Source organism: Azoarcus indigens, assembly GCF_004361735.1.
Classification (GTDB): Bacteria; Pseudomonadota; Gammaproteobacteria; order Burkholderiales; family Rhodocyclaceae; genus Azoarcus; species Azoarcus indigens.
The window spans coordinates 106,787-119,560 of record NZ_SNVV01000004.1; the positions used below are offsets into that span (position 1 = coordinate 106,787).

General features: G+C 63.3%; 16 protein-coding genes. 14 read left to right on the plus strand and 2 right to left on the minus strand.

From position 1 onward, the window contains the following. Positions 1 to 65 precede the first annotated feature (65 nt). From hisB to tatC, 10 genes are all read left to right on the plus strand, one after another. Positions 66 to 653 carry an imidazoleglycerol-phosphate dehydratase HisB gene (hisB, locus tag C7389_RS06435; RefSeq protein WP_133589819.1) on the plus strand — a complete coding sequence of 196 codons (588 nt, stop codon included), beginning with the start codon at positions 66 to 68 and terminating at the stop codon, positions 651 to 653. 52 nt (positions 654 to 705) lie between these two features. Continuing rightward, a complete protein-coding gene (gene hisH, locus C7389_RS06440; RefSeq protein WP_133589527.1) occupies positions 706 to 1,347 on the plus strand; it encodes an imidazole glycerol phosphate synthase subunit HisH in 642 nt (213 codons plus the stop codon). A gap of 46 nt (positions 1,348 to 1,393) precedes the next feature. Beyond that, positions 1,394 to 2,143, plus strand: coding sequence for a 1-(5-phosphoribosyl)-5-[(5-phosphoribosylamino)methylideneamino]imidazole-4-carboxamide isomerase (gene hisA / locus C7389_RS06445; RefSeq protein ID WP_133589529.1), 750 nt, complete (start codon positions 1,394 to 1,396; stop codon positions 2,141 to 2,143). Beyond that, positions 2,143 to 2,901, plus strand: coding sequence for an imidazole glycerol phosphate synthase subunit HisF (gene hisF, locus C7389_RS06450; protein ID WP_133589531.1), 759 nt, complete (start codon positions 2,143 to 2,145; stop codon positions 2,899 to 2,901). The genes hisA and hisF overlap by 1 nt, the downstream gene beginning before the upstream one ends. Continuing rightward, positions 2,898 to 3,293, plus strand: a complete 396-nt coding sequence (hisI, locus tag C7389_RS06455) for a phosphoribosyl-AMP cyclohydrolase (RefSeq protein ID WP_133589533.1) — start codon at positions 2,898 to 2,900, stop codon at positions 3,291 to 3,293. The genes hisF and hisI overlap by 4 nt, the downstream gene beginning before the upstream one ends. After that, positions 3,290 to 3,613, plus strand: a complete 324-nt coding sequence (locus tag C7389_RS06460; RefSeq protein WP_133589535.1) for a phosphoribosyl-ATP diphosphatase — start codon at positions 3,290 to 3,292, stop codon at positions 3,611 to 3,613. The genes hisI and C7389_RS06460 overlap by 4 nt, the downstream gene beginning before the upstream one ends. Positions 3,614 to 3,622: 9 nt before the next feature. Further along, a complete protein-coding gene (locus tag C7389_RS06465; protein ID WP_133589537.1) occupies positions 3,623 to 3,970 on the plus strand; it encodes a histidine triad nucleotide-binding protein in 348 nt (115 codons plus the stop codon). Between the two features lie 10 nt (positions 3,971 to 3,980). Then, a complete protein-coding gene (tatA, locus tag C7389_RS06470; RefSeq protein ID WP_133589539.1) occupies positions 3,981 to 4,217 on the plus strand; it encodes a Sec-independent protein translocase subunit TatA in 237 nt (78 codons plus the stop codon). Positions 4,218 to 4,288: 71 nt separating this feature from the next. Then, positions 4,289 to 4,765, plus strand: a complete 477-nt coding sequence (tatB, locus tag C7389_RS06475; protein WP_133589541.1) for a Sec-independent protein translocase protein TatB — start codon at positions 4,289 to 4,291, stop codon at positions 4,763 to 4,765. Next, entirely contained in the window at positions 4,762 to 5,568 is an 807-nt protein-coding gene (gene tatC, locus C7389_RS06480; protein WP_133589543.1) for a twin-arginine translocase subunit TatC, read from the plus strand. The genes tatB and tatC overlap by 4 nt, the downstream gene beginning before the upstream one ends. Positions 5,569 to 5,592: 24 nt before the next feature. On the opposite strand, the gene C7389_RS06485 is transcribed toward tatC, so the two are convergent. Beyond that, on the minus strand, positions 5,593 to 6,768 hold the full coding sequence (locus C7389_RS06485; protein ID WP_133589821.1) for a Do family serine endopeptidase: 1,176 nt from the start codon (positions 6,766 to 6,768) through the stop codon (positions 5,593 to 5,595). A gap of 75 nt (positions 6,769 to 6,843) precedes the next feature. On the opposite strand from C7389_RS06485, the gene C7389_RS06490 reads away from it, so the two are divergent. Then, the gene (locus C7389_RS06490) at positions 6,844 to 7,599 is read left to right on the plus strand and encodes a Nif3-like dinuclear metal center hexameric protein (protein ID WP_133589545.1); all 756 of its coding nucleotides are present in this window, start codon (positions 6,844 to 6,846) and stop codon (positions 7,597 to 7,599) included. Positions 7,600 to 7,614: 15 nt separating this feature from the next. Here C7389_RS06490 and C7389_RS06495 read toward each other — a convergent pair whose 3' ends face one another. Next, entirely contained in the window at positions 7,615 to 9,597 is a 1,983-nt protein-coding gene (locus tag C7389_RS06495; protein WP_133589547.1) for a type IV pilus assembly protein FimV, read from the minus strand. Positions 9,598 to 9,855: 258 nt separating this feature from the next. Here C7389_RS06495 and C7389_RS06500 point away from each other — a divergent pair, with 258 nt between their 5' ends. From C7389_RS06500 to sucD, 3 genes are all read left to right on the plus strand, one after another. Beyond that, a complete protein-coding gene (locus C7389_RS06500) occupies positions 9,856 to 10,410 on the plus strand; it encodes a DUF2889 domain-containing protein (protein ID WP_133589549.1) in 555 nt (184 codons plus the stop codon). Between the two features lie 229 nt (positions 10,411 to 10,639). Continuing rightward, complete coding sequence (gene sucC, locus C7389_RS06505; RefSeq protein ID WP_133589551.1) at positions 10,640 to 11,800, plus strand: ADP-forming succinate--CoA ligase subunit beta; 1,161 nt, start codon at positions 10,640 to 10,642, stop codon at positions 11,798 to 11,800. Between the two features lie 19 nt (positions 11,801 to 11,819). Continuing rightward, positions 11,820 to 12,713, plus strand: coding sequence for a succinate--CoA ligase subunit alpha (gene sucD / locus C7389_RS06510; protein ID WP_133589553.1), 894 nt, complete (start codon positions 11,820 to 11,822; stop codon positions 12,711 to 12,713). Positions 12,714 to 12,774: the final 61 nt, after the last annotated feature.

Below are 12,774 nucleotides of genomic sequence, written 5' to 3' on the forward strand. Positions count from 1 at the left end.
GCTGCTGCGGAGCCGGGCGATGTTATCATGGGCCTCGATTCCCACCTGTAGTGATGTTTCAAGCCATGCGGCAAGCAGACGTAAAGCGCGACACCCTGGAAACCCGGATCTCCGTCCGGATCGACCTCGACGGTACCGGCAAGGCGACACTCGCCACCGGGGTGCCCTTCCTCGACCATATGCTGGATCAGATCGCCCGCCATGGTGCCATCGATCTCGAAGTGAAGGCGGAGGGGGACGTGCACATCGATGACCACCACACGGTGGAAGACGTCGGCATCACGCTGGGCCAGGCCTTTGCTCGCGCCATCGGTGACAAGAAGGGCATACGCCGCTACGGGCATGCCTACGTGCCGCTCGACGAGGCGCTGTCGCGGGTGGTCGTTGATTTCTCTGGCCGTCCGGGGCTTCACTACTTCGTCGAATATACCCGCGCGCGTATTGGCAGCTTCGATGTGGATCTGGCGCGGGAGTTCTTTCAGGGCTTCGTGAACCACGCCGGAGTCACCCTGCACATCGACAATCTGCGGGGCGACAACGCGCACCATCAGTGCGAAACCATCTTCAAGGCCTTCGGGCGGGCACTACGTATGGCTGCTGAGCGCGATGATCGTGCCCTGGGCGCCATTCCCTCCACCAAGGGCGCGCTCTGAGCAGCGCTGGCTGCCCGGGCGCACCTCTCATCCAGACAGACGGATACCAGCGATGACCTGTGTGGCCATCATCGATTACGGCATGGGCAATCTGCGCTCGGTCGCCAAAGCAATCGAGCATGTCGCTCCGGGGCGTGAGGTCGTGGTGACCTCCGATCCCGCGGTTGTTGCGGCGGCCGAGCGGGTCGTCTTTCCCGGCCAGGGGGCGATGCCGGACTGCATGCGAGAGCTCGATCTGCGCGGCCTGCGCCCGGCAGTGCTGCAAGCAGCGGCAAGCAAACCCTTTCTCGGGATCTGTATCGGCCAGCAGATGTTGTTCGAGCACAGCGAGGAAGGCGATGTGCCCGGTCTGGGCGTGCTGGCGGGCAAGGTGGTGCGGTTTCCCGAGGCGCGCATGGCGCTTGCCGACGGAGCTCGGCTGAAGGTTCCGCACATGGGCTGGAACGAGGTCTGGCAGCGGACGGCGGCCCACCCGATGTGGGAGGGTATCCCCGACGGAGAGCGCTTCTACTTCGTCCATAGCTACTTCGTGTCGCCGGCGGATGATGCCGTGACCGCCGCCGAGACCGACTATGGCCTGCGCTTTACCAGTGCGGTAGCACGGGCTAATATCTTTGCGGTCCAGTTCCACCCGGAAAAGAGCGCGCAAGCAGGTTTGCAGCTGCTTTCCAACTTCATACGCTGGGCGCCGTGAGCGCAACCGGTTCCTTTCTTCATCCCTTACTGTTTCAGATCCCGGTATGTTGCTGATTCCCGCCATCGACCTCAAAGACGGTCACTGTGTTCGCCTGAAGCAGGGCGAAATGGACGATGCGACGGTCTTCTCCGAAGATCCGGCTGCCATGGCGAAGCACTGGCTGGACCAAGGCGCACGTCGCCTGCATCTGGTAGACCTCAACGGCGCCTTTGCCGGCAAACCGAAGAACGAGGCTGCCATCCGCGCTATCACTCAGGTGGTCGGCGACGACATTCCGGTGCAATTGGGTGGCGGTATCCGCGATCTCGACACCATTGAGCGTTATCTGGACAACGGTATCACCTACGTCATCATCGGTACTGCGGCGGTGAAGAATCCCGGTTTCCTGCACGATGCCTGTGGTGCCTTTCCCGGCCACATCATCGTCGGTCTGGATGCGAAGGACGGCAAGGTTGCGGTGGATGGCTGGTCCAAGATGACCGGCCACGACGTGGTCGACCTGGCGAAGAAGTTCGAGGATTACGGCGTCGAGGCCGTGATCTACACCGATATCGGTCGCGACGGCATGCTTTCTGGCGTCAACATCGACGCCACCGTGCGTCTCGCCCAGGCGCTCCGTATTCCGGTAATCGCCAGCGGTGGCATTGCTTCCGTGACCGACATCGACGCGCTGTGTGCGGTCGAGGCGGAAGGGGTGATGGGGGCCATCACCGGCCGGGCGATCTACGAAGGCACCCTGGATTTCGCTGCAGGTCAGGCGCGCGCCGATGAACTCAACGGCGCCGCTTCCTGATGCTCGCCAAACGCATCATCCCCTGCCTCGACGTGAATGCGGGGCGCGTGGTGAAGGGTGTCAACTTCCTTGAGTTGCGGGATGCGGGCGACCCGGTGGAGGTTGCCCGGCGGTACGACGAGCAGGGCGCGGATGAGATCACCTTCCTGGACATCACTGCCAGCTCCGACGACAGGAACATCATCCTGCACGTCGTCGAGCAGGTAGCGGACCAGGTCTTCATTCCTCTGACGGTGGGCGGTGGCGTGCGCACGGTGGAGGATGTGCGCCGGCTGCTGAACGCGGGGGCGGACAAGGTCAGCATCAACACCGCGGCGGTGAACAATCCGCAGGTGGTGCAGGAAGCCAGCGACAAGGTCGGCAGCCAGTGCATCGTGGTCGCGATTGACGCCAAGCAGACTGCGCCGGGCAAATGGCAAGTGTTCACCCATGGTGGCCGCAACAACACCGGACTGGATGCAGTCGAGTGGGCGCAGCGGGTTACCCGTCTCGGCGCGGGGGAGATCCTGCTGACCAGCATGGACAGGGATGGCACCAAGGCCGGTTTCGACCTGGGGCTTACCCGGGCGATTGCCGATGCGGTGGCGATTCCTGTGATCGCCAGCGGAGGCGTGGGTTCGCTTGAGCACTTGGCTGAAGGTGTCTCTCAAGGCCGCGCGGATGCGGTGCTTGCCGCCAGCATCTTCCATTTCGGGCAGCACACGGTGCGGGAAGCCAAAGAGTTGATGCGAGAGCGGGGAATCGAGGTCAGGCTGTGAGTGCGAGTACCAAGTGGTTGAATGAGGTCAAGTGGGACGAGCACGGCCTGGTGCCGGTCATCGTGCAGGAAGCGGCCACTGGTGACGTGCTGATGTTTGCCTGGATGAACCGCGAGGCGCTGCAACGCACCGCGGAATTGCGCGAGGCGGTGTATTGGTCCCGCTCCCGGCGCAAGCTGTGGCACAAGGGCGAAGAGTCTGGCCATGTACAGAAGGTCCTGGATATCAGGATCGATTGTGACAACGATGTGGTGCTGCTCAAGGTCGAGCAGGTTGGCGGCATCGCCTGCCACACCGGGCGGCACAGCTGCTTCTTCCAGCGCTATCTCGCGGATGGCCGGTGGGAGGCCGTCGAGCCGGTTCTCAAGGACCCGAAGGATATCTACAAATGATCGATATCGAAGTGTTGCACCGTGTGGCAGCGACCATAGCGGAGCGCAAGGGCGCCTCTCCCGAATCCTCTTACGTCTCCAGCCTCTATGCCAAAGGTACTGACGCGATCTGCAAGAAGGTCGCCGAAGAGGCGGCCGAGACCATCATGGCGGCAAAGGACGGCGAGCGCCTGCACATCGTTCGCGAGGTCACCGACCTCTGGTTCCACTCCCTGGTGTTGCTGGGGCACTATGGTCTTTCCGTAGACGACGTGCTGGCGGAGTTCCGCCGTCGTGAAGGCGTGTCCGGCATCGACGAGAAGCGGTCGCGCAAGGGCTGAGAGGCGGCGATGAGCGGGTGCATCTTCTGCCGTATCGTTGCTGGAGAGATTCCGGCGCGCAAGATCTTCGAGGACGAGCATGTCCTCGCCTTTCACGATATCCAGCCTCAGGCTCCGGTTCATATCCTCGTCATCCCCAAGGTTCATATTCCTTCGATGGCCGAGCTGGTCGCAGAGCACGAAGCTGCCATGGGGCGTGCGATGGTGGTTGCGGGGCGGCTGGCCCGGGAACAAGGCTGTGCTGATGGGTTCAGAGCCATCGTGAACACCGGGCGGGTCGGTTTGCAGGAGGTGTATCATCTTCATGTTCACGTGTTGGGCGGGCCGGACCCCCTGCCGCCCATGCTGAAGCGTTAAGGAGAGCGGTATGGGTTCATTGAGCATCTGGCACTGGCTGATCGTGCTGGTCATCGTGCTGCTGGTTTTCGGCACGAAGAAGTTGCGCAACATCGGGCAGGACCTGGGTGGTGCGGTCAAGGGTTTCAAGGACGGGATGAAGGAGGCTGACGGCGGCGCCGATGCCGCATCCCAGCAGAAGATTTCCGGCCACGGCCAGACCATCGATGGCGAGGCGCGGGAAAAGGTCGAGAAGACCCATTCCTGATCTACGCGTAACCCGCGAGGCGAGGGGCGCCCACAGGAGCGCCCCTTCGTTTTCGCAGCGGACCTGAAATCATGTTCGATTTTGGTTTTTCGGAGCTGCTCATCATCGGAGTGGTGGCGTTGATCGTCATCGGGCCCGAGCGCCTACCCAAGGTGGCGCGCACGGCGGGGCATCTGCTGGGGCGATTGCAGCGCTATGTTTCGGACGTGAAGTCGGATATCCAGCGTGAAATGCAGCTTGAGGAATTGAAGTCGCTGCAGCAGCAGGTGCAACAACAGGCCAGCGACCTGGAGAACTCCATGCGTTCCCAGATGGCGAAGGTGGAGGCTGAAGTTCATCAGACGGCGGAAGAGGTTCGCGCTGCTCTGCCGGAGGTCGCGCAAACGCAGGCCAAGGTGGAAGGGGGGGGCGCACCGGTTGGAGAGGCGCCCGTCGTACCGGCCGAGCCCAGCCCTCAGCTTGAACTTGGCTTGGGGGGCGACCAGGCCAAGGAGCCTGCGGCTTCATCGTCGGCCAGTGACACGCCCAGGATTGCGGACAAGGCATGAGCGAGCAGCACGAGACTTTCATCGCCCATCTGGTTGAGCTGCGTGATCGCCTGCTGCGGGCAATCATCGCCATCGTCGTTGTATTCGTCTGCCTGATGCCTTGGGCCGGCACCATCTACGACTTGCTCGCAATGCCGATGATGCGCACTCTCCCCGAAGGTACGCACATGATTGCGACCGGCGTGGTCACGCCGTTCTTCGTGCCGGTAAAGGTGACCATGCTGGTGGCTTTCGTGATTGCGCTGCCCGTGGTGCTCTATCAGGCCTGGGCCTTCATCGCACCGGGGCTGTACGCCCACGAGCGGCGGCTGGCGATTCCGCTGGTGCTCGGCAGTACGGTGCTGTTCCTGATGGGAATGGCCTTCTGCTACTTCTTCGTATTCGGCACGGTCTTCAAGTTCATTGCCGAGTTTGCGCCGAAGAGCATTGTTCCTGCGCCGGACATCGAACAGTACCTCTCCTTCGTCATGTCCATGTTCCTTGCCTTTGGCATCACTTTTGAAGTGCCGGTCGCCGTCATCCTGCTGGTCAAGGCCGGGCTGGTGGAAATCAGCAAGCTGAAGGAAGTGCGGCCCTATGTGATCGTAGGGGCTTTCGTGATCGCCGCCATCGTCACGCCGCCGGACGTGGTGTCGCAGTTCATGCTGGCAGTGCCGATGTGCCTGTTGTACGAACTGGGCATTCTCCTGGCGCGTTTGGGTGAGAAGAAGCCGGGCATGGGCACGGCCGTGGCGACTACCGCCGCGCTGGATAAAGAGCTGGATCGTATTGAGGCTGAGGAAGGCAAGGGCAAACAGGGCTGAGGCCTGTTTCCAGGCCCCGATCTCTCACTTGTTGCTCAGTTGCTGCGGTGGGGGGCGGCGGCCGACTTCCACCTGCAGATCCAGTTCGTTGTTCTGGCGGCGGATACGGAAGTGCGCGCTGTGACCGGGTGGCAGCGCGGCGACCAACTCAAGCATACTTTTGGGGTCGGCTACGGTCTTTTCATCAACCGCGACCAGTACGTCCCCTGGTTTGATCCCTGCTTTTTCCGCCGGGCTGCCGCGCAACACGCCGGCGATCAGTGCGCCCTCGGTGCTGCCCAGGCCAAAGCTCTCCGCCATGTCCGGGGTGATCTCCTGTATCTCCACGCCGACCCATCCGCGAGTGACCATTCCGGTGGTGACAATCTGCTCCAGGACGTTGCGCGCCAGCGAAACCGGGATGGCGAAGCCAATACCCAAGGAGCCGCCGGAACGCGAATAGATCGCCGTATTGATGCCCACCAGGTTGCCGCGGGCGTCTACCAGCGCGCCGCCGGAATTGCCTGGGTTGATGGCGGCGTCGGTCTGGATGTAGTTCTCGAAGGTGTTGATGCCAAGATGGGTGCGTCCCAGCGCGGAGACAATGCCCATGGTGACCGTTTGGCCGACACCGAAAGGGTTGCCTATGGCCAGTACCACATCGCCCACCTTCAGGCCTTCGGCGCCGGCGAAAGTGATGGCCGGCAACTGGGCATCTGTTTGGATCCGTAGCACAGCGAGGTCGGTTTCCGGGTCCTTGCCCACCATGCGGGCGGGGAATTTCCGCCCGTCGTTCAGTGCCACCTCGATTTCATCTGCGGCGTCGATGACATGGTTGTTGGTAAGGATGAAGCCGTCCGGGCTGACGATGACGCCCGAACCGAGGCCCGCGCTGCGCTGGCTGTCATTGTTGCCGTTGCCTTGGCGGTCACCGAAAAAGTGGCGAAAGATGGGATCGTCCAGCAGGGGATGGCGTGGATTCTGGACGGCCTTGCTGGTATAGACGTGGACGACCGCCGGCATGGAGCGCTGTGCAGCGCTTGCATAAGAGCCGGGGGCCGCGGCGGTATCGCCGCCGTTCTCTTCCGGCGCCTGCAGGATGGCGACCACCGAGGCGGGTGCTGCGTCGCGCAGCCATTCAGGCTTGAGCGTATTCAGAACGAACAGGGCCGCGACGCTGATCGTCACGGCCTGGGCGAAGATCAGCCACAGGCGGCGCATAATGTTGCCCGGTCTAGGCAAGGGGCCAGTGTGGCGCTTGCCGGAGTTGGTAGGTAGAAGAGAGGGGGAGATCGCATGCAACTCATCGAGCTGCAAACTCACTTGGATGAACTGCTGGAAGTCCCGCGGCTTCGCGATTATTGCCCAAACGGTTTGCAAGTGGAAGGACGCCCCCAGGTGCTGCGAGTGCTGTGCGGCGTGACCGCCAGCCAGGCATTGGTTGATGAAGCGGTGGAGCGGGGCTATGACGCAATCTTCGTTCATCACGGCTACTTCTGGCGCGGAGAAGATGGCCGGATCACCGGCATTCGCAAGCGCAGGCTGACTGCTTTGCTGAAGCACGATATCAGCCTGTTTGCCTATCACCTGCCTCTGGATCTGCATCCGGAACTGGGTAATAACGCTCAACTCGGCAAGTTGATGGGCTGGCATGCCGAGTCCCGCTTCGCCGATCAGGATCTGGGGTGGCTGGGGAGGCCTGCTGCGGTGCCGGGAGCGGAAACCGCCGGACAATTGGCGCGCTCGATCGCGGCGCGGCTGGGCAGGGACCCGACGCTGGTGGGGCCGGGGGAGCGCCTGGTGCGGAAGGTGGCTTGGTGTACCGGCGGTGCCCAAGGCTACTTCGAGCAGGCAATCGCCGCTGGGGCGGATGTGTACATTTCCGGGGAGTTGTCGGAGCAGACGACTCACCTCGCGCGCGAAGCTGGGGTGCCTTACATTGCCGCCGGCCATCATGCCACCGAGCGTTACGGTGCGCGGGCGATGGCGGATTACATGAAGAACACACTGGGATTGGAGGCCGTGTTCTGCGATATCGACAATCCCGCCTGAGGCACTTGAGGCTGATCAGGCCGTAGCGTCTGTCTCTTCCTGGGTCGGGCGGTAAGGTCCCAGTTCCATTTCCAGAATGGCGGCGAGGGTCAGGATGTCGTCGATGACATTGAGCGGGAAACCTTCCCGGGTGCCGTCGCGATTGTCCCGCAGCAGGGTCTGCAGGTAGGCCTGGGCTTCGCGGGTGCCCCAGGTGGCTTGGAGCGCGCTGATGATGTGCGGCATCTGCTCAAGGGTGGCGGTGGCGCGGCGTGCCTGGTCGAAATTGTCCCAGGTGACGGCTTTCACGTTGAAAGTCTTGTTCAGTTGCCGCGCCAGCCCGTCGAACTCGGAGCGCAGCCCCGCCGCCCGATAGACCTCCAGCAGCTTCAGCCACGGCGTCACTGCCTGCTTTGGGTTGCTGCGGATGAATTCGGCCAGCGTTTCCGCGGCTCCATGCACCCGGCCGAAACTCATCATGATCTCCGCCAACTCAATTGCGGAGTCGTGTTCTTCCACGTTCTCGTCTTCCGGTTCCAGCGGGGCGACTGCCCGGCGTTCTGCTTGCGAGACTGGGCTGCCGTCCCAGTCCAGCGGGGCAACGCCGGAGATGTGGGTCAGCGGCTGGGGCGTGGGAGCAGGTTCGGTTGCTGGGGCCTCAGGAGGCAGACTGGGGGGCACCTCGGAAAAGGCAGCCCTTGTCGTGACGGGGAATGTCTCGAGCCGCCTTTCCCGCTGCCGCAGGAACAGCAGGACGAGCAGGATCACGACCGCTGCGAGCAACGCCGGAATCTGCCAGGCGGTGTCGTCGTTGGTGTCGGACGGGGTGGTCGCAGGCGGGGCGGCTTCCGGAGCTGGCGGTGTTGTTGCTGTCTGCGTGGAAGGCGGATCTTCTTCTGCGGGGGGCGTCTGAGGTTCAGCGAATACTGCCGGCGCAGATGGCTCCTCGGCCGCAGGAGGAGGGGCCTCGGGCGGGGGGGAAAGCGGCTCTGGCAGGGGGCTGACTGAGGGACGCTGCAATTCTGGCGGCAGGGCAATGCCGAGGCGCGCGGCGCGGGCGCTCAGCTGGGCCTGCATTTCCTCCAGCTCCTTGATTCGCGCCAGGAGTTCCATTTGGGCGACGATGGTTCTATCGACCGCGCCGGCCAGCGCTTGCTCTTTGCGAACCCACCCCGGGGAGTCGGGCTCGGCGCTGTAGTTCCGGGGGGGCGTCGCCTCTTGCTCGCCGACGACCAGCCGGTCGTTCCTGCTTCGAGCCGGGGCTGTGGGGTTGCCCTGCTCGCCCGCCGGGATTTGGCGCTGGCGCGAGGGGGTATCCGGCGACAGGGCGGCAGCTGCCTGTTCGGTGGGGTGGCTCCTGGTCCGTGCCTGTTGCGCAGGCGAGGGTATGAGTAGATCGGTGCCGGGAGGCAGTTCCCGGGAATGCGAGCCTGCGTTGGGAAAGCGTTCGGGGTTGGCGCGCGCCGTTGCGGCGATGAAGCGCCGCTGCGCTGCGCGATCCTGCGGGTGCAGGGCTTCGGCCAATGACGCCAGGGATTCCCCGGGGGCCGTGGTCCAGTGCTGCCCGGCAGCAGCCGGGGCGGGCGCATGCCCGCCGCTGGCGGGCGTTGTTTGCGTGGCGGCGGCTGAGGGAGGGCTGGCGGCTGATGCGGCCGGCCGCTGGGGGGCGTCCGCCACCTGATCCGGGAATGGAAGCAGCAGGGTGTAACGGCGCTGCAGCCGCGAGTCGCAGGCGTTCTGCAGGGTCAGCTGGACGGCCGGTTCGTTTACCGCCGCTGCGCTGCTGATGATGATGCGGGCACTAGCTCCGCTACCGGTGGCCGAGATGCGGACATTGCGCACAGCCGGAAGTTCGCCTCCCTCTTCGGTGGCGACCCGCAGGCACTCGCCCGCGTCGTCCACCCGGCCATCGAGCGAGCGGAGCTCGACCCGGAAAGGGGTGCCTAGAGGCGAAACCGAAGTTACTTCGCCAAGGACTACCGCCCCGGCAATGCCGGGCCAGGCAAGGGGCAACAACATGACGAGCGCGGTAAGCGAAGGTCCTTGTGATCTCATCGTTCCGCGGGTCCGTGGGGGGAAGGTTGCATGTCGGCGTTTTATCAGAGTCTTGGGCGCTATTCCAGCGCCTGCGCCGCATCCCGTCGCATGGCTGCATGCCGTCGTCGATTTCTGTTGCAGTAGGGGGCGAAGTAGGCGTGGCGACAGGGGATGCGGCAGTGCAACGTGAAGCTGCTGCCGGAGTAAGATCGGGGCATTTCCATACTTAGCCGTACGTTCATGCCGCTTTCCAATTCTTCCCTTGGCCGCAAGCGGGTTCATCTGCGTCGTATCGAGGTGGAGGGCTACCTGCGCAATGATGGCCTGTTCGAGCTCGAGGCGTCGCTGTGCGATGTCAAGGATGTCGATTATCCGCTGGCGTCGGGTGTCCGCCCGGCGGGCGAGCCAGTGCACCTGATGCGACTGCGGCTTACGCTGGACGCCACCTTCAACATCCTCGCCGCCGAGGCTTGTTCCGACCGTGTGCCTTATCCCGGAAGTTGCGACACCATTGGACCCGCCTACCAGCGGCTGGTCGGCCTCAACCTGGTGCAGGGCTTCCGCCGCACCATCGCCGAGATGTTTGCCGACGTCGCCGGGTGTACTCATATCACCGAGTTGCTGAACAGTCTGCCGACGGCAGCGATCCAGACCTTCGCCACTTTTCAGCGCGACGTCGATGACAGCGGCGGAAAGCCCTTCCAGCTCGACCGCTGCCATGCGCTCGAAACAACTTCGGAGGCGGTGCGACGCTACTACCCGCGCTGGTATCGGGGGCAGAGGGAGCCGGTCTGAAGCGTCCTGTGCGCTGCGGAAAACCGGTTATAATCCCGAGGTTCTTACGGTTACCACGCCTTGACAGCGAGGCCTCCGATAGACACGGCGTGGGCAGGGTTTTTGCCCGGGTCAGAAGCGGCAGGTGCCGGACGAGGGAGACGGTGCCCGTCGCGGAGCGAAGCTCCGAAGCGTCCCATCAACCTGTTCGCGGCGAGGAGTGCGCCGCGGCTTCGATCGAAGGGCAACCATGAAGATTCATGAGTATCAGGCAAAAGAACTGCTGAGAAAGTACGGCGTGGTCACGCCGCGCGGCATCCCCTGCTTTTCCGTTGATGAAGCGGTGAAGGCAGCCGAGGAACTCGGCGGCAACATCTGGGTGGTGAAGGCCCAGATCCACGCGGGCGGCCGTGGCAAGGGCGGCGGCGTCAAACTCGGCAAGTCGCTGGACGAGGTGCGCACCCTGGCGGGTCAGATCCTCGGCATGCAACTGGTGACGCACCAGACCGGCCCGGAAGGCCAGAAGGTCCGCCGGCTGCTGATCGAGGAAGGCGCCGACATCAAGAAGGAATACTACGTCGCCGCGCTGACCGACCGCGCCACCCAGAAGGTCGCCATGATGGCGTCCTCCGAAGGCGGCATGGACATCGAAGAAGTTGCCCACAACACCCCCGAGAAGATCATCAAGGTCTTCGTCGATCCGCTGGTCGGCCTGACCGACGAGCAGGCCACCGAGCTCGCCAAGGGCATCGGTGTGCCGGAAGGCTCCATCGCCAAGGCGGTGGATGCGTTCAAGAAGCTCTACACCTGCTACATGGAAACCGATGCCTCGCTGGCGGAAATCAACCCGCTGATCCTCGAAGGCAACGGCAACATCAAGGCGCTGGACGCCAAGTTCAATTTCGACTCCAACGCGCTCTTCCGTCATCCGGAAATCGTCGCCTACCGCGACCTGGATGAAGAGGATGCCGACGAAATCGAAGCTTCCAAGTTCGATCTCGCCTACATCTCGCTGGACGGCAACATCGGCTGCCTGGTGAACGGCGCCGGTCTGGCCATGGCCACCATGGACACCATCAAGCTGTTCGGCGCCGAGCCGGCCAACTTCCTCGACGTCGGCGGCGGCGCCACGACCGAGAAGGTCACCGAAGCGTTCAAGATCATGCTCAAGAACCCCAAGGTGAAGGGCATCCTGGTGAATATTTTCGGCGGCATCATGAAGTGCGACACCATCGCCACCGGCGTGGTCACCGCGGCCAAGGAAGTGAACCTGTCCGTGCCGCTGGTCGTGCGCATGAAGGGCACCAACGAAGACCTGGGCAAGAAGATCCTCGCCGAATCCGGCCTGCCGATCATCGCGGCCGACACCATGGCGGAGGCGGCGACCAAGATCGTCGCTGCGGTCAAGTAAAGGATAAGGGAGAGAACGAATGTCCATCCTGATCAACAAGGACACCAAGGTCATCACCCAGGGCATCACCGGGAAGACCGGCCAGTTCCACACCGAGAAGTGCCAGGAGTATGCGAACGGCAAGAACTGCTTCGTTGCCGGCGTGAACCCGAAGAAGGCTGGCGAGAAGATCTTCGACATCCCCATCTACGCTTCGGTCAAGGAAGCCGCCGGTGAAACCGGCGCCACGGTTTCCGTGATCTACGTGCCGCCGGCCGGTGCTGCAGCGGCGATCTGGGAAGCGGTCGAGGCCGACCTGGATCTGGCGATCTGCATCACCGAAGGCATTCCGGTCCGCGACATGCTGGAAGTGCGCAACAAGATGAAGGCCAAGGAAGCGGCCGGTGGCAAGAAGACCTTGCTGCTGGGCCCGAACTGCCCTGGCCTGATCACCCCGGAAGAGATCAAGATCGGCATCATGCCGGGCCACATCCACCGCAAGGGTCGCATCGGCGTGGTCTCCCGCTCGGGCACGCTGACCTACGAGGCGGTCGCGCAGCTGACCGAGATCGGTCTGGGCCAGTCCTCCGCCGTCGGTATCGGTGGCGATCCGATCAATGGTCTGAAGCACATCGACGTGATGCAGCTGTTCAACGACGATCCGGACACCGATGCGGTGATCATGATCGGCGAGATCGGCGGTCCGGATGAAGCCGAAGCCGCTCAGTGGTGCAAGGCCAACATGAAGAAGCCGGTGGTTGGCTTCATCGCCGGTGTCACCGCTCCGGCCGGCAAGCGCATGGGCCACGCCGGTGCGCTGATTTCCGGTGGTGCGGACACGGCTGACGCCAAGCTTGCCATCATGGAGGAGTGCGGTTTCAAGGTGACCCGTAACCCGTCCGAAATGGGCCGTCTGCTGAAGTCCCTGCTGTAAGAAAAACGGACTTGCCGTCTTGAAAAGCGCCGGCTCATGCCGGCGCTTTTTTGTCTACGCC